Origin of the sequence: Curtobacterium sp. UCD-KPL2560, assembly GCF_001705035.1 — a bacterium.
Taxonomy (GTDB): domain Bacteria; phylum Actinomycetota; class Actinomycetes; order Actinomycetales; family Microbacteriaceae; genus Curtobacterium.
On sequence record NZ_MCIG01000073.1, the window covers coordinates 1 to 15,132 of the forward strand.

13 protein-coding genes are annotated in these 15,132 nt (G+C 73.2%); 2 read left to right on the forward strand and 11 right to left on the reverse strand.

The annotated features are described in order from the left end of the window. Positions 1-184: 184 nt before the first annotated feature. The gene (locus tag BEP24_RS13620) at positions 185-1,462 is read right to left on the reverse strand and encodes an MFS transporter (RefSeq protein ID WP_065964297.1); all 1,278 of its coding nucleotides are present in this window, start codon (positions 1,460-1,462) and stop codon (positions 185-187) included. Beyond that, positions 1,459-2,031: a helix-turn-helix domain-containing protein gene (locus tag BEP24_RS13625; protein ID WP_065964299.1), complete on the reverse strand. Its 573-nt coding sequence runs from the start codon at positions 2,029-2,031 to the stop codon at positions 1,459-1,461. Before BEP24_RS13625 ends, BEP24_RS13620 begins: the two co-directional genes overlap by 4 nt. Before the next feature lie 97 nt (positions 2,032-2,128). Between BEP24_RS13625 and BEP24_RS13630 the strand changes: the two genes are divergently transcribed. Continuing rightward, positions 2,129-2,653 (forward strand): DUF1697 domain-containing protein, encoded by a 525-nt coding sequence (locus BEP24_RS13630; protein ID WP_065964301.1) that lies wholly within the window; start codon positions 2,129-2,131, stop codon positions 2,651-2,653. Between the two features lie 15 nt (positions 2,654-2,668). On the opposite strand, the gene BEP24_RS13635 is transcribed toward BEP24_RS13630, so the two are convergent. The 3 genes from BEP24_RS13635 to BEP24_RS13645 all read right to left on the reverse strand — a co-directional run bounded on the left by BEP24_RS13635 (position 2,669) and on the right by BEP24_RS13645 (position 7,010). Next, positions 2,669-3,436 carry an SDR family NAD(P)-dependent oxidoreductase gene (locus tag BEP24_RS13635; RefSeq protein WP_083230371.1) on the reverse strand — a complete coding sequence of 256 codons (768 nt, stop codon included), beginning with the start codon at positions 3,434-3,436 and terminating at the stop codon, positions 2,669-2,671. 221 nt (positions 3,437-3,657) lie between these two features. After that, entirely contained in the window at positions 3,658-6,168 is a 2,511-nt protein-coding gene (locus BEP24_RS13640; protein WP_065964303.1) for a glycosyl hydrolase family 65 protein, read from the reverse strand. Positions 6,169-6,227: 59 nt separating this feature from the next. Next, positions 6,228-7,010 (reverse strand): HAD family phosphatase, encoded by a 783-nt coding sequence (locus BEP24_RS13645; RefSeq protein WP_065964319.1) that lies wholly within the window; start codon positions 7,008-7,010, stop codon positions 6,228-6,230. Between the two features lie 226 nt (positions 7,011-7,236). Between BEP24_RS13645 and BEP24_RS13650 the strand changes: the two genes are divergently transcribed. Continuing rightward, entirely contained in the window at positions 7,237-8,574 is a 1,338-nt protein-coding gene (locus BEP24_RS13650; RefSeq protein WP_065964305.1) for an APC family permease, read from the forward strand. A gap of 131 nt (positions 8,575-8,705) precedes the next feature. Here BEP24_RS13650 and BEP24_RS13655 read toward each other — a convergent pair whose 3' ends face one another. From BEP24_RS13655 to BEP24_RS13680, 6 genes are all read right to left on the reverse strand, one after another. Further along, the gene (locus BEP24_RS13655; RefSeq protein ID WP_253181696.1) at positions 8,706-9,428 is read right to left on the reverse strand and encodes an alpha/beta hydrolase; all 723 of its coding nucleotides are present in this window, start codon (positions 9,426-9,428) and stop codon (positions 8,706-8,708) included. Positions 9,429-9,430: 2 nt separating this feature from the next. Beyond that, positions 9,431-10,702: a GNAT family N-acetyltransferase gene (locus BEP24_RS17150; protein ID WP_065964308.1), complete on the reverse strand. Its 1,272-nt coding sequence runs from the start codon at positions 10,700-10,702 to the stop codon at positions 9,431-9,433. Positions 10,703-10,840: 138 nt separating this feature from the next. Beyond that, positions 10,841-11,389 (reverse strand): GNAT family N-acetyltransferase, encoded by a 549-nt coding sequence (locus tag BEP24_RS13665; protein WP_065964310.1) that lies wholly within the window; start codon positions 11,387-11,389, stop codon positions 10,841-10,843. Then, positions 11,386-11,850, reverse strand: a complete 465-nt coding sequence (locus BEP24_RS13670) for a hypothetical protein (RefSeq protein WP_065964312.1) — start codon at positions 11,848-11,850, stop codon at positions 11,386-11,388. The genes BEP24_RS13665 and BEP24_RS13670 overlap by 4 nt, the downstream gene beginning before the upstream one ends. A gap of 52 nt (positions 11,851-11,902) precedes the next feature. Beyond that, complete coding sequence (locus tag BEP24_RS13675; RefSeq protein ID WP_065964314.1) at positions 11,903-12,598, reverse strand: response regulator transcription factor; 696 nt, start codon at positions 12,596-12,598, stop codon at positions 11,903-11,905. After that, the gene (locus BEP24_RS13680) at positions 12,595-15,090 is read right to left on the reverse strand and encodes an ATP-binding protein (RefSeq protein WP_065964315.1); all 2,496 of its coding nucleotides are present in this window, start codon (positions 15,088-15,090) and stop codon (positions 12,595-12,597) included. The genes BEP24_RS13675 and BEP24_RS13680 overlap by 4 nt, the downstream gene beginning before the upstream one ends. Between the last annotated feature and the right edge of the window lie 42 nt (positions 15,091-15,132).

Below are 15,132 nucleotides of genomic sequence, written 5' to 3' on the forward strand. Positions count from 1 at the left end.
TTCCTCTTGTGCGCGGGCGACCCGCGGCGCGGGCGGCGGCGCCGCGGGCGACCCGCGGCGCGGGCAACCCGCGGCGCGGGCAACCCGCGGCGCGGGGTGCTCGCGCACAAGAGGAAGCACGTCGCACCACGCGATTCCGTGGTGCGACGTGCCTCCCGTTGTGCGCGCGACAGCGCGGCGCCCCTCACGGCACTGGCACGGGCGGCGACGGGGCCGCCGGCGACGAAGCGGGTCCGCGTTCCATCGCCCGCCACGACCCACCGAGCAGCGGGGTCAGCGTGACGAGGGTGTAGACGACCGCCACCACGCCGAACGTCGCCGTCACCCCGATGCCGTCCGCCGCGATCCCCCCGAAGAGCCCGCCGAGCGGGATGCCCGCCCACGACCCGGCCGACAGCAGGCCGAACACGCGGGCCCGCATCGGTGCCGGGATCCGCTCGAGCTCGACGGCCCCGAGGATCGGGTTGAGCGCCCCGGCAGCGAACCCGGACACCACGCACGCACCGAGCACCCACGGCAGCCCGAGCCCGAGCGCCGGCACCACGAGCGACGGGCCGCCCGCCAGCACGAAGCAGACCACGAACGTGATCCTGCGCGGGACCCGGTGTGCGACGTACCCGAAGGCGAGCGACCCGAGGAAGGCCGCTCCGCCGAAGGTCCCGCTGACGATGCCGAGGGACTGCGCCCCGTCGAGCACCCGGTCGGCGTAGAGCGGCAGCAGCGCCGTGGAGCGAGCGGCGTCGAGCAGGTTCGTGACGAGCACGAGTGCGATGACGAGGCGGAACAACGGGTCGCGCACGCAGAACCGCAGCCCGGCGGCGAGGTCGCGCCAGTACCCGGCCGACGGTTCCACGGGTGCCGCGTCCGGTGCGGCGCCAGGAGCGGTCGTCGACACTCCGCGGAGCGTCAGCACCGCGAGCACCGCTGCGGCCGCGAACACCACCGCGGTGACCGCCAGCGCCGGCAGCGGCCCGACGGCACCGACGAGGAGCCCCGCCGCCGGCGCACCGAGCAGCACGGAGAACCGCACCGACGCCTCGAAGTGCCCGACGGCCCGTTCGAGCGGGATGCCCGCGGCCGCGGCCAGCCCGGGGAGGAGCACCCGCCGCCCGGACTCCCCCGGGGTGTCGAACAACCCGCCGAGGAACACGAGCACGAGCAGCCCCCACGACGGCAGCCCGACGGTCCAGGCGAGCACCGGGATCGCGGCGAGGGTCAGAGCGCTGACGAGGTCGGACACGACACTCGACCGGACGAAGCCGAACCGCTCGACGAGCACGCCGCCGAACGCCCCACCGAGCACGATCGGGACCGTCGCCGCGAAGGCCGCGATCCCGACGTCGGTCGCCGACCCACCACGCGCGAGCACGACGAACGGCACGGCGATGGTCGTCGCGACGTTGCCCGTGCGCGAGACGACCTGCACCGCGAGGAGCGACCGCAGCCGCCAGTGCGCGTTCACGGCCGGGCCGACCGGTAGCTCTGGACCACTGCCGTCACCCGCTCGGCACCGTCGCCGGCCACGTGCTGGTCGCTCACGGCCTCCCACCGGTCGAGCACTGCCTGCAGCTCCGCGCCGAGGTCCCGGAGCTCGTCGACCGTCAGCCGCAGCGCCCGGTCACCGCTGGTGGACGCCGCCACCCACTCGCGCCCCAGCGCCGGCACCGCGTCGATGAAGGCGCGGTACTCGGCGGCGTACGCCTCGGCGACCGTGTGGTCGAGGGCGGAGGCCGCGAGCATCCGCTCGGGGTCGTCGAACGCGTCGGCGAGGTTCCACGACGTGTGCCGCGCGACCGCCCGCCACCAACGCTCGCGCCGGTCGGTGCCGAGCTCCGGGGCCGGTTCGATGAAGCCGGCCCCGGCGAGACGACCGCAGTGGTAGCTGATCGTCCCGGGCGCCTCGTCGACCTGCTCCCCGAGCATCGCGGCGGTCTGCGGCCCCCCGGAACGCAGGAGACCGACGATCCGCAGCCGGGTCGGGTGGGCGAGCGCACGCATGTGCGCCGCGTCGTCGAGTCGCTGGGTGGACATGGCTCGAGCCTAGGTGCACAAGAAAGATTGCGCAATACTTCTTGCGGAACGGACGGGAGGCGCGCCATGCGTCGGTCCCGCACGCTACGGTGCCGAGATGGCCAGGTGGGTCGCGCTGCTGCGCGGGGTGAACGTCAACGGGATCACGATCCGGAGCGCCGAGCTCGCGGCGCTGTTCCGGGAGCTCGGGTACACCGACGTCCGGACCGTGCTCGCGTCCGGCAACGTCGTCTTCACGGCAGACGTGGGCGCGGGCGACGCCGGGACGGTCAAGGCGGCCGTCGAGCAGGGGCTCCGCGACCGGTTCGGGTACGACGCGTGGATCGTGCTCGTCCCGCACGACCGGCTCGCGGCGATCGTCGACGGGTTCCCCTTCCCGTCCGGTCCCGATCGGCACGACTACGTCGTGTTCGGCTCGGATGACGCCGCGCTCGACGCGCTGCTCGAGGACCTGACCGTCGACGAGTCGGTCGAGCGGGTGGCCCGCGGCGACGGCGTCGTCTGGTGGTCGTGCCCGAAGGGGTCGAGCACCGACACCGTGTTCGCGAAGCGGGCCGCCGCCGCACGCTTCAAGCGCACGACGACGACCCGCAACACGAACACGCTCCGGAAGCTCCTGTGAGCCCCGGGCGCTCGGTCAGGCCTGGGCGGGCTGCCCGTTGCTCGCCGTGGTCCCACCGTCGACGGGGAGCACCGCGCCGGTGATGTAGCTCGCGGCGTCGCTCGCCAGGAACAGGATCGCGGCGGCGACCTCCTCGGAGCGACCGCCACGGCCGAGGGACACCCGCTCGGCGAAGGCGTGCTGGAGCTCCTCGTCCTCGGCCTGCTGCTGCGTCATGTCGGTCCAGATCAGCCCCGGCGCGACCGCGTTGACCCGCACGCCGAAGTGGCCGTTGTCGAGTGCCGCCGCCTTCGTGAAGTTCGTGACCCCGCCCTTCGCAGCGTTGTAGGGGCTCATCCGCCAGTCGGCGCCCATGCCGGACACCGACGAGGTGTTGACGACGGACCCCTGGGTCTCGCGGAGGAACGGCAGGGCCGCCCGGGTGCCGTAGAAGACGCTCGACAGGTCGGTGTCGATGACGCGCCGCCACTCCTCCGGGGCGATGTCGGTGATGTCCCCCGAGGTGAACGTGCCGGCGTTGTTCACGAGGACGTCGACCCGGTCCCACCGGTCCACCGCGTCGGCGACGATCGTCTCCCACGCTGCCGGATCGGCGACGTCGGCGCGCAACGGCACCGCGCGCCCGGTCGGCAGGCTGTCCGCAACGGCCCGGACCTTGTCCTCGACGCTGTCCACGAGGAGCACGACGGCTCCCTCGTCGACGAACGCCCGTGCCGTGGCCTCACCGATGCCGGAACCGGCTCCCGTGACGATCGCCACCTTGCCCTCGAACCGCTTGTCCATGGTCGTCTCCTCTCGCTGCACGATGCATGCCGCAGGAGTCGCCATCGGCCCGGGGGCACGAGGGACCACGGTGCCCGCCGGCAGCTGGACGCCCGTGGAGGTCGAGCGGACGCCGACCGACGACCGCCCCCGCCGGACGCCACCACGAGCGGAGGCGCGGTGCGGGACCACCCGCACCGCGCCTCCAGGCAGGGCCGTCAGGCCGTCAGGCCGTCAGGCCGTCAGGCCGTCGTCTCGTCGACGTCGAACATCCGGTCCAGCGAGATCGTCGGGATCGACGCCGTGATGACGGACCCGTCCGCGCGCAGCGTGCCCTGGATGTCGCTCGTGGTGGGCGCGTGCCCGGACATCCGCGGGCCGTGGTGCGGCAGCGGCACGACGGTCGGCTCCCCCGGCAGCACGTCCCACTGCTGGTTGTGCACCCACGCGGTGAAGCCGTCGCCGGTCTCGACCGTGAACGTCATCGTGGCTTCTTCGAGGTCGACCCGGATGCGCGAACCGTGGATCGTCAGCCGGTAGGTCAGACGCTCCCAGTCCTTCGGCAGCCGCGGGTTGAACGTCATCCGCCCGCCGTGGTCGCGCATGCCCCCGAAGCCGTTGACGAGCGCGCCCCAGATGCCGCCGGTCGAGGCGATGTGCACCCCGTCCGAGGTGTTGCCGTGCAGGTCCGCGAGGTCGACGTACAGCGCCGTGAGGAAGTACTGCGCCGCGAGGTCGTGGTACCCGACCTCGGCCGCCATGATCGACTGCACGACCGCCGACAGCGTCGAGTCCCCGGTGGTCAGGGCGTCGTAGTAGTCGAAGTCGCGGCGCTTCTCGGCGGCGGTGAACTCGTGGCCCTGCAGGAACAGCGCGAGCACGACGTCGGCCTGCTTGAGCACCTGGAACCGGTAGATGACCAGCGGGTGGTAGTGCAGCAGCAGCGGGCGCTTGGACTCCGGCGTGTTCTCGAGGTCCCAGAGCTCCTTGTCGAGGAACTGGGCGTCCTGCGGGTGGATGCCGCGGTGCGGGTCGAAGGGGATCTCCATCGACTCGGCGGCGTGCTCCCACTCGACGACCTCGGACTCCTGGAGCCCGGTCCGCCGGACCATGCGGCCGTACTCCTCGGGGTCGTCGACCGCGAGCTCGTGGCAGGCGTTGACGGCGAACCACAGGTTCGCCCGCGCCATGACGTTCGTGTAGAGGTTGTCGTCGACGACCGTCGTGTACTCATCGGGTCCGGTGACACCGTCGATGTGGAACTTCTTGTCGCCGTTCGACCGCCAGAACCCCAGGTCGGACCACAGTCGCGCGGTCTCGACGAGGATGTCGATCGCGCCGCGCTTGAGGAACTCCCGGTCACCCGAGGCCCGCACGTACTGCATGAGGGCGTGGGCGATGTCCGCATCGATGTGGTACTGCGCGGTACCGGCGGCGTAGTAGGCGCTCGACTCCTCGCCGTTGATCGTCCGCCACGGGAACAGGGCACCGCGTTGGTTCAGCTCACGGGCACGCGACCGCGCGGCGTCGAGCATGTTGTAGCGGAACCGCAGCGCGTTCCGGGCCACGATCGGCGCCGTGTACGACAGGAACGGCAGGACGTAGATCTCCATGTCCCAGAAGTAGTGACCGCCGTACCCGGACCCGGTGACGCCCTTGGCGGCGATGCCGTGCCCGTCGGTCCGGGCGGTCGCCTGCGCGAGCATGTAGAGGTTCCACCGGACGGCCTGCTGGATCTCGGGCTGCCCGGGGATCTCGACGTCGCTCCGGGTCCAGTAGTCGTCCATCCACGCGCGCTGCTTCGCGAACGTCTCGTCGACCGTCTCGGTGCGGGCGCGGTCGAGCGTCCGGTCGCAGCGGTCGGCGAGCTCGCGGGCCGGCACCCCGCGGGACGTGTGGTACACCACGTGCTTCACGAGCCGGGTCGGCACCCCGCGGCGCGCCTGCACCCGGTACACGTGCTTCGCGAGGTCGTCCTCGATCGACGAGGACTCGTCCCAGCTGTTCTCGGTCTCCAGGTGGTGCTCGACACCGACGCAGATCGTCATGCCCGAGCTCGCGGCCTGGTAGCCGAGCAGGGAGCGCCCGCCGGTGCTGCGCTTGAGCTTCGGTTCGAGCACGCGCTGCGTGAACGTCTCGGCCTTGCGCGGGTCGAACGCGTTCGCGGCCGCCCGCATCCCCGCGTGGTACTCGTCCTGGACGTCCTGGCGGTTGAGGATCTGGCTCGAGAGCAGCAGCGATGCGTCACCGTCGAGCACGGTGACCTCGTAGTCGATGACGGCGAGGTGCCTGTCGGTGAAGGACACCAGGCGCTTCGACCGGATGCAGACCCGCTTGCCGGACGGCGTCGACCACTCGGTCTCGCGGTACAGGTAGCCGCCGCGGAACTCGAGCCGGCGGGTGTGGCGCAGGACGTCGGCCTCGGCGAGGACCAGGGGCTCGTCGTCGACGTACAGCCGGATCACCTTGGCGTCGGGCGCGTTGATGATCGTCTGCCCGGTCTTGGCGAAGCCGAAGGCGTCCTCGGCGTGCCGGATCGGCCAGGTCTCGTGGAACCCGTTGACGTACGTGCCGTACTGCACGCCGCCCCGGCCTTCGTCGAGGTTGCCGCGGAGGCCGAGGTAGCCGTTGCCGACCGCGAAGTTCGTCTCGGCGACGCCCTGCTCGTCGGGCGCGTACTCGGTCTCGACGAGCGCCCACTCGTCGACCGGGTAACGGACGCGGTCCAGGGGGTCGGAGGTGATGGGGTTCATGCGTGTGTGCTCCGTGGGAGGGAGGTCGTGGGGGTGTCGGGGACGAGACGCGCGGCGCGCTACCGCGCCGCTGGCTGGTCCGTGCTCGTGGTCGCGCCCGGCAGCTCGTCGAGCAGCTCGGCGAGGTCGGTGACGACGACGTCGGCACCGTGCTCGCGCAGGGCGTCGGCACCGGCACCGCGGTCGACGCCGACGACGAGCCCGAAGGCACCGTTGCGGCCGGCTTCGACCCCGCTCGTGGCGTCCTCGACGACGACGCACTCGGCGGCGGTCAGCCCGAAGCGGCCCGCGGCGTCGAGGTAGGTGTCCGGCGCCGGCTTGCCCGCGAGGCCGTCCTGTCGTGCGACGAGGCCGTCGACCACGACCGGGAAGCGGTCGAGGATCCCCGCGGTCCGCAGCACCTGCGTGGCGTTCGCGGAGCTCGACACGACCGCGACGTGCATGCCGGCGTCGATCGCGGCGGTCAGGAACCGCAACGAGCCGGGGTAGGGCTCGACGCCGTGCTCGGTGAGCTCGGCCGTGAACTCGGCGTTCTTGCGGTTGCCGAGGCCGCACACCGTGTCGGCGTCGGGTGCGTCGTCGGGGGTGCCCTCGGGCAGCTCGATGCCGCGCGAGGCGAGCAGCGTGCGCACGCCGTCGTAGCGGGGCTTGCCGTCGATCGAGGCGAAGTAGTCCTGCTCGGTGTACGGGGCCACCCCGTGCGCCGCGAGGTACGGCGTGAAGAGCCGGCTCCAGGCGCGCATGTGCACGTCCGCGGTGGGGGTGAGGACGCCGTCCAGGTCGAACAGGAGCGCTCGTGTGTCGGCGAGTCGCGCTGGTGTGCGCCGGTCCGGCGTCGTCATGGCATCCTCCGCGTGCATCGTGCTGTCTCGGTCTGACGTCGTCGTCGTGTGCTCAGGCGAGTCTAGGACCGGGCCGGGTCCGCCGTTCCGGTGCCGCACGCACCTGTGGACAGCGTTCACCGGTCCGACGCCTGTGGAGGAACGGACAACCGCCTGCGCCCAGTGGACGTTCCGGGAGCCCGGTGAGGCCCCCTCGGTGACGCTGACCGGGACGGAAGGCACCACCATGACCAGCGACACCGCCGCACGCCCCCAGGGCGAGACCGGCTCGAAGCTCCAGCAGGCGATCACCGGTCCCCTGCTCTACCTGTTCATCCTCGGCGACGTCCTGGGCGCCGGCATCTACGCCCTGATGGGGACGCTCTCGAAGGACGTCGGCGGCGCACTGTGGGCACCGCTCGTCCTCGCGCTGCTCCTCGCCCTGCTCACCGCCGGGTCCTACGCCGAGCTCGTGACGAAGTACCCCAAGGCGGGCGGTGCCGCGGTCTTCGCCGAGCGGGCCTACAAGGTGCCGATCGTGTCGTTCCTGGTCGGCTTCAGCATGCTCGCCGCCGGGGTCACGAGCGCCGCCGGGCTGTCCCTGGCCTTCGCCGGCGACTACCTCGGCACGTTCGTCGACCTGCCGCCGGTGCCGACCGCGATCGTGTTCCTGGCCCTCGTCGCGTGCCTGAACGCCCGCGGCATCTCGGACTCGCTGAAGAGCAACGTCGTCATGACCATCATCGAGGTGTCCGGTCTCGTCATCGTCGTCGTGGTCGTCGCGGTGATGCTCGGCGGTGGCGGCGGTGACGTCTCGCGCGTCGGGGCCTTCCCGGCCGAGGCGAACCCGGCCCTCGCGACCCTGAGCGCCGCGATCGTCGCCTACTACTCGTTCGTGGGCTTCGAGACGTCGGCGAACGTCGCCGAGGAGGTCCGCGAGCCCCGGAAGGTCTACCCGAAGGCCCTGTTCGGCGCCCTCGCGACCGCCGGTGTCGTCTACGTGCTCGTCGGCCTCGCCAGCTCGATCGCCCTGCCCGCGTCGGAGCTCTCCGACTCGAGCGGCCCGCTGCTCGCCGTCGTGTCCGCGTCGGGCGTGCCGATCCCCGACTGGGTCTTCAGCCTGATCGCGCTCGTGGCCGTCGCGAACGGCGCCCTGCTCACGATGATCATGGCGAGCCGCGTGACCTACGGCATGGCCGAGCAGCGGCTGCTGCCGAGCCTGCTCGGCAAGGTCCTGCCGAACCGGAAGACCCCGTGGACCGCCATCGTCGCGACCACCGTCGTCGCGATGCTGCTCACGCTCGTCGGCGACGTCGGCACGCTCGCCGAGACGGTCGTCCTCCTGCTGCTGTTCGTGTTCATCAGCACGAACGTCGCGGTGCTCGTGCTGCGGAAGGACGAGGTCGAGCACGACCACTTCCGGGTCTGGACCGCCGTGCCCGTGCTCGGCGTGGCCTCGTGCATCCTGCTGCTCACGCAGCAGAGCGGGCAGGTCTGGCTGTACGCCGCGGTGCTGCTGCTCGTGGGCGTGGTCCTGTACGTGGTGGCGCGCCTCACGCGCCGCCGCGAGCGCACCGCGGCGTAGGGACGCGGACGGGAGGCGCGGTGCGGGCCGGTCACGCGCCTCCGGCCGCGTTCGTGGCGGACGGGAGGCACGGGGCGGACCCGCTCCGAGCCTCCCGTCCGTCGTCCGGTCGCGTCAGCCGTCCGGACGTGTCAGCCGAGGGTGCGGACCCAGTCCTCGATCGCCGCGGCGATCTCGCTGCGCGCCTGCGCGCGCGGGATCGTCGCCGTCCCGTCACCGGGCTGGTCGCCGTAGGCACCGAAGTCCGCGTGGTTCGCGCCGACGACCTCGACCGTCCGCGCGTCCGCCGGCAGCTTCCCGCGCGCAGCGGCGACCTTCGCCGGGGTCGACAACCCGTCGCGTGACCCGGAGACGCTCAGCACGTCGAGGTCGGTGTCCGACAGGTCGTCCGCGCAGTAGCTGCCGAGGAGCAGGAGCCCGCCGGCCTCCCGGGCGAGCTGGCACGCACGGACCCCGCCGAGGGAGTGCCCGCCGACGGCCCACGTGGTGACCCGCGGTGCGTGCGCCTCGAACGTCGACAGCGGACGCGTGTCGAAGAACGCCAGGTTGAGCGTCGGCTTCGTGATGACGACCGTCGTTCCCGCGGCCACGACCTGCCGGAACGTCGCCATGTAGGCGTACGGGTCGACCTTCGCGCCGGGGACGAACACGATGCCCTTCCCGTCCGCGGTGCCGGTGGGGGTCATCACCACGGCGTCGCCGGCGTCCCGGACGGCCACGCGGTCGTCCCGCCAGACCTGCAGCGCTGCGCTCCGGGTACCCGGCATCACGATGTGCGCGTACACGAGGAACGCCACCACGAGCAGGGCGACGACGGTCAGGACCCAGGCGGTTCCTCGCAGGGCACGGTGCACGGTCAGTCCTCCTCCGGCCGGTGGGCCGTGACGGTCAGCCAGCGCTCGTCGGCGCCGGGACGGGTGGTCTCGCGGGCGTGCACGCCGTGCCAGCCGGCTGCGGACACGACGGCGGCGAGGGCGTCCTCGGTCCAGTAGGTGAACCAGCGCGGGTCGTCGAGCTTGCGGTCGCTCCAGCCGGCACCGTCGCCGCGCTTGACCGTGGCGGCGAGGACCCCGCCCGGGCGGACCGCGCGGCGGGCACGTTCGAGGACGGGGCCGGTGGCGTCCCGGTCCACGTGCAGCAGGACGGCGTTCGCGAACACGGCGTCGTAGGGTCCGCCCCAGCCTGCGGCGGTGCCGGTCCGGGCGTCGTCGTCGGGCCGGGCGTCGTCGGGCCGGACGCCTTCGTCCGGTCCGACGTCGTCGCGCCGGACGCCTTCGTCCGGTCCGACGTCGTCGCGCCGGACGCCTTCGTCCGGTCCGACGTCGTCGCGCCGGACGTCGAGCAGGCGGGCGTCGTGTCCGGCCGCGCGGAGCCGGTCGACGAACGCCGCGGCACCGTCGGTCCGGTCGACCCGCAGTCCGGCGGCCTCGAGCGCGTCGGCGTCGCGACCGGGACCGGAGCCGAGCTCGAGGACGTGTGACCCGGCGGGCACGAGGGCGAGCAGGTCGTCGACGAGGCCCGAACGGTGGTCGTCGGTGCGGTCGGCGTACCGGTCGGCCCCGCGTTCGTAGGCGAGCAGGGTGCGCTCCGCCGCGAGGTCGCGGGACATGACGAGCTCGTGTCGGCCGTCGGGCAGCGCGTCACCGAGGGTGTCGGTGCGGGCGAACCCGGCGCGCTCGTAGGTGCGGCGGGCGCGGTCGTTGTCGGGCATCACGGAGAGCTCGAGGTGCTCGGCGCCGTGCTCCGCCATCGCGCGGGCGACGGCGTCGATGAGCTGCCGGGCGACGCCGCTGCCGCGGGCCTCGGGGGCGACCCACATCGAGATGAGCTCGGCCCGGCGGCGGTCGTCGACGTCGGGGACACCGGTGGCCATGCCGATGACGTGGTCGTGGTCGTGGCGTGCGTGGTCGTGGTCGTGCTCGTGCTCGTGCTCGTGCTCGGTGTCGACCGCGAGCAGGTCCACCGCGTCCGGCAGCGACAGACGGGTGCGCCAGCGGTCCTCGGGGGCGTCCTGCCAGTCGGCGAGGGTCGAGCCGAACGCGTCGGGCGCCTCGGCGAGCGCCGCCAACCGGACCGTCCGCCACTCCTGCCAGTCGTCCGCCGTCACCCGGCGCAGCGCGATCGTCACGGCTCGACGGTACCGTCCGGCGTCGTCCGGTCCCGTCGATGGAGCAGACGATGTCGGGTGGGGCGGCCGCACCCGACATCGTCTGCTCCATCCGCGGAAGGGAGCGGGACCGAGGTGGGCGAGCCGGGCCCCGAAGCGTCAGGACCCGGGCGCGCGGGCGCCGCCCAGCGCATGCGTCCAGGCGCCCGGCTCAGACTCGGACTCCCGCAGGAGCGGGCTGGTCCAGGCGACCTCACGCTCCAGCTGCCCGGTCGCCCGGAACAGCTCCACCTGGCTCGTGCCGGCGAGGACGGCCGCCAGGTCTCGACGGTCGGCAGCGACGAACCCCAGCCGCTGCCAGAACGGTCCGGACCGTCGGCTGAAGAGCCACGCGCGCCGGGCGCCCTCCCCCGCTGCCGCGCGCAACGCGAGCTCGGCGAGCGCCGTCCCACGGCCGGAACCGCGGAGCGCCGGGCCGACGGCGACGCTGCGGAGGAGGACGTGCCTCCCGTCCGGTCCTGTCTCGTAGCCCGCGCTCCCGACGACCGTCCCGGCCGTGTCGCGGACCACCCAGAGGCGGGTGGACGGGTCCTCGAGACCGGCGACCGTCAGGTCGCAGGCGGTCAGGAAGGCCCGGAGGTCGTCGACGTCCTGCGGGCGGACCCTGACCGCGCCCGCGGCGGCCGGGTCTCGCGACGAGGGGCTCACGGCGACGTCGCTGCCTCGTCCAGCTCGGCGAACGTGGCCGCGTACCGCTCCCGCACGGCGGCCCACCCGTGCGCGCCGACGAGGTCCGCGACGTCCACGGCACGGAAGATCCCCGCCTGGTGCAGCGGCTCGGACGTCCCGGGCAGCCGGAGCTCCTGGCGGAAGCTGCCGTCCTGCCGGTCGAAGCGCAGGGTGTGCCGGGCGACGTCGTCGTCCCAGTCCGCCGACGGCCACGAGATGAAGTCGACCTCGACCGGGCCCGAGCGGACGTCGGTGGTGGCGACGTAGCTGCCGTGGTGGTCCTCGCCGGGCGACAGGATCGTGTACGACCCGTTCGCCCGGTAGACCAGGACGGCCTCGGCGAAGGGCTTGCCGTCGAACAGCCGGGTGTAGCGCAGGGCCTGCGCGTGGACGGGGGCAGCGAGGGGGACCGACACGGCCCCGGACGGTGACTCGGTCATGCCGACACGGTAGCGAGCAGCACGCCGCGGGCGGAAGGGCCCGCGGCGCGGGTCAGCCGCCGGTCGGGTCGAACCGGTACCCCATCCCCGACTCGGTCACCAGGTACCGCGGGTGTGACGGCTCCGGCTCGAGCTTCCGCCGCAGCTGCGCCATGTACAGCCGCAGGTACCCGGAGTCGTTGCCGTGCGTCGGGCCCCACACCTCGGTGAGGAGCATCTCGCGGGTCATCAGCCGCCCGGGGTTCGTCACGAGCACCTCGAGCAGGCGCCACTCGGTCGGGGTGAGGCGGATCGCGGGTCCCGTCGGCGGGGTGACCTGCTTCGCGACGAGGTCGACCACGAGGTCGCCGACCACCACGGTGGGGGTCGCCCCGGCGGTCGCCGCTGCCGTGGCCTGTCGGCGCCCGAGCGCACGGAGCCGGGCGAGCAGCTCGTCCATCTGGAACGGTTTCGTCACGTAGTCGTCCGCACCGGCGTCGAGCGCGTCCACCTTGTCGGACGAGTCGGTCCGGCCGGAGAGCACCAGCACGGGGACCTGCGACCAGGCGCGGATGCCCTCGAGCACCCCGATGCCGTCGAGCCGGGGCATCCCCAGGTCGAGCAGGACGATGTCCGGGCGCTCGGTGATCACGGCGTCGATCGCGGCGCGGCCGTCCCGCGCGGTGGCGACCTCGTATCCGCGGGCGGCGAGGGTGACGGCGAGCGCCCGGACGAGCTGGGCGTCGTCGTCGGCGATCAGGACCTTCATGCTCGGACCTCCACGCCCACGTGCCCCGCGATCGGCAGCCGCACGACGACGGTGAGTCCGCCGCCGGGGGTGTCGTCCACCTCGATCGTGCCGCCCATCCCCTCGGTGAACCCCCGCGCCAGGGCGAGCCCCAGCCCGAGCCCGGTCTCGTTGTCGGTGTCGCCGAGCCGCTGGAACGGCTGGAACACCTCGTCGCGCCGGTCCTCGGGGATGCCCGGCCCGTGGTCGGCCACGCGCAGTTCGACGCCGCCGCCGAAGGCGCTCGCCGCGATCCGGACGCGTGTGCCCTCGGGGGCGTAGCGCGAGGCGTTGGCGAGCAGGTTCACGACGACGCGCTGCAGCAGGACCGGGTCGGCCAGGACCGGCGGCAGCTCGCCCGGCAGGTCGAGGTCGACGTCGTCCGGGCCGAGCTCGAGTTCGTCGAGAGCGGGGGCGACGACCGTCTCGAGGGCGGTTGGCAGCGGGGTCACGGCGAGCACCCCGGCCTGCACGCGACTGACGTCCAGCAGGTCGGCCAACAGCACCGCGAGCTGACGCAGGCTCTCGTCGGCGGTCGTGAGCAGCGCCTCCCGGTCGGTGTCGGTGAGCTCGATGTCGGAGGCGCTCAGCGTCTGCACGGCGGCCGAGGCCGCCGCGATCGGGCGGCGGACGTCGTGGCCGACGGCCGCCAGGAGGGCGCTGCGGACGCGGTCCGCGGCCGCGATGCGCTCCGCGTCGACCGCGGTGCGCGTGAGCCGGCGGTGTTCCACCGCGGCGTCGAGCTGCTGCTCGACGACCCGCAGCAGCCGTCGTTGGGTCGGGTCGTCGGGTGCGCCCGCGAACTCCAGGACGGCGCCGGACGGGAGGCTCGTGGTCGCGTCCGGCGTGCCCTCGAACGTCCCGGACGTGGCCGGGACCTCGTCGCCCTGCCGGATCCGCACGCCGGTGAAGCCGAACGCCTCGCGCGTGCGGTCGAGCAGCGCCTGCAGGGCGTCGTCGCCCCGCAGCACGCTGCCGGCGATGCCGACGAGGAGCCCGGACTCGGCTGCCGCACGGCGTGCCTCGCGGCTCCGCCGGGCCGACCGGTCGACCACGAAGCTGACGAGCACGGCGCTGATCACGTACATCACGAGGGCCACGAGGTGCCACGGCTGCTGGACGGTGACCTGGTAGAGGGGTTGCACGAAGAAGAAGTCGAGGCTCAGCCCGGACAGCACCGCGGCGAACACGGCGGGCCACATCCCGCCCACCAGGGCCACGACGAGCACGAGCAGCTGGTACGCGAGCACGTCGACCGTGATCGAGTCCGGGTCGTCCGTGCGCGACAGGAGCCAGGTGAGCAGCGGCCCCACGGTGAGCGACAGGACGAACGCCGCGGCGATCCGGGCGCGGGACAGGCTGCCGCCGAGCTTCGGCAGGGCGAACCCGCCGCCGGCGCGCTCGTGCGTCACGACGTGCACGTCGATGTCGCCGGACTCCTGGATGACCGTGTTGCCGATGCCCGGTCCGGTGATGGCGGCGGCCAGACGCGAGCGACGGCTGACCCCGATGACGATCTGCGTCGCGTCGACCGACCGGGCGAACCGGACGAGGGTGGACGGCACGTCGTCGCCGACGACCTGGTGGTACGTGCCGCCGAGCTGCTCGAGCAGGGCGCGCTGCTTGCCGAGCGCACCGGGGTGGCGGACGCGGAGGCCGTCGTTCGTCGTGACGTGCACGGCGGCGAGCTCCCCGCCGGCGCTCCGTGCGGCGATGCGGGCGCCGCGGCGCAGGAGCGTCTCGCCCTCGGGGCCGCCGGTCAGCGCGACGAGCACGCGTTCGCGGGTCTCCCAGCGGTGGTCGATGCCGTGCTCGGCGCGGTAGGCCTTGAGCGCGTCGTCGACCTCGTCGGCGAGCCAGAGCAGGGCGATCTCGCGCAGGGCGGTGAGGTTGCCGAGCCGGAAGTAGTTGGACAGCGCGGCGTCGATCCGGGCGGCCGGGTACACCAGCCCGTCGGAGAGCCGCTCGCGCAGGGAGGCCGGGGCGAGGTCGACGACCTCGATCTGGTCGGCCGCGCGGACCACGGCGTCGGGGACGGTCTCGCGCTGCACCGTGCCGGTGATCTCGCGGACGACGTCACCGAGGGACTGCATGTGCTGGATGTTCACCGTCGAGATGACGCTGATGCCCGCGGCGAGGAGCGCCTGGACGTCCTGCCAGCGCTTCTCGTTCCGGCTGCCGGGCGCGTTCGTGTGCGCGAGTTCGTCGACGAGGGCGACGTCGGGGGCGCGGGCGATCACCGCGTCGAGGTCCATGTCGTCGAGGGCGACCCCGCGGTGCTCGACGACCCGGCGGGGGACGACCTCGAGCCCGTCGACCAGGGCGGCGGTGGCGGCACGCTCGTGGGTCTCGACGACGGCGACCACCACGTCGCGGCCCTCGGCCTGCATGCGGTGCCCTTCCTCGAGCATCGTGAACGTCTTGCCGACGCCGGGGGCCGCGCCGAGCAGGACCCGCAGTTTGCCTCGCTTCACGGGCTCATCCTCTCGCTGTTCGGTCGGTGGTGGGGTGGCGGT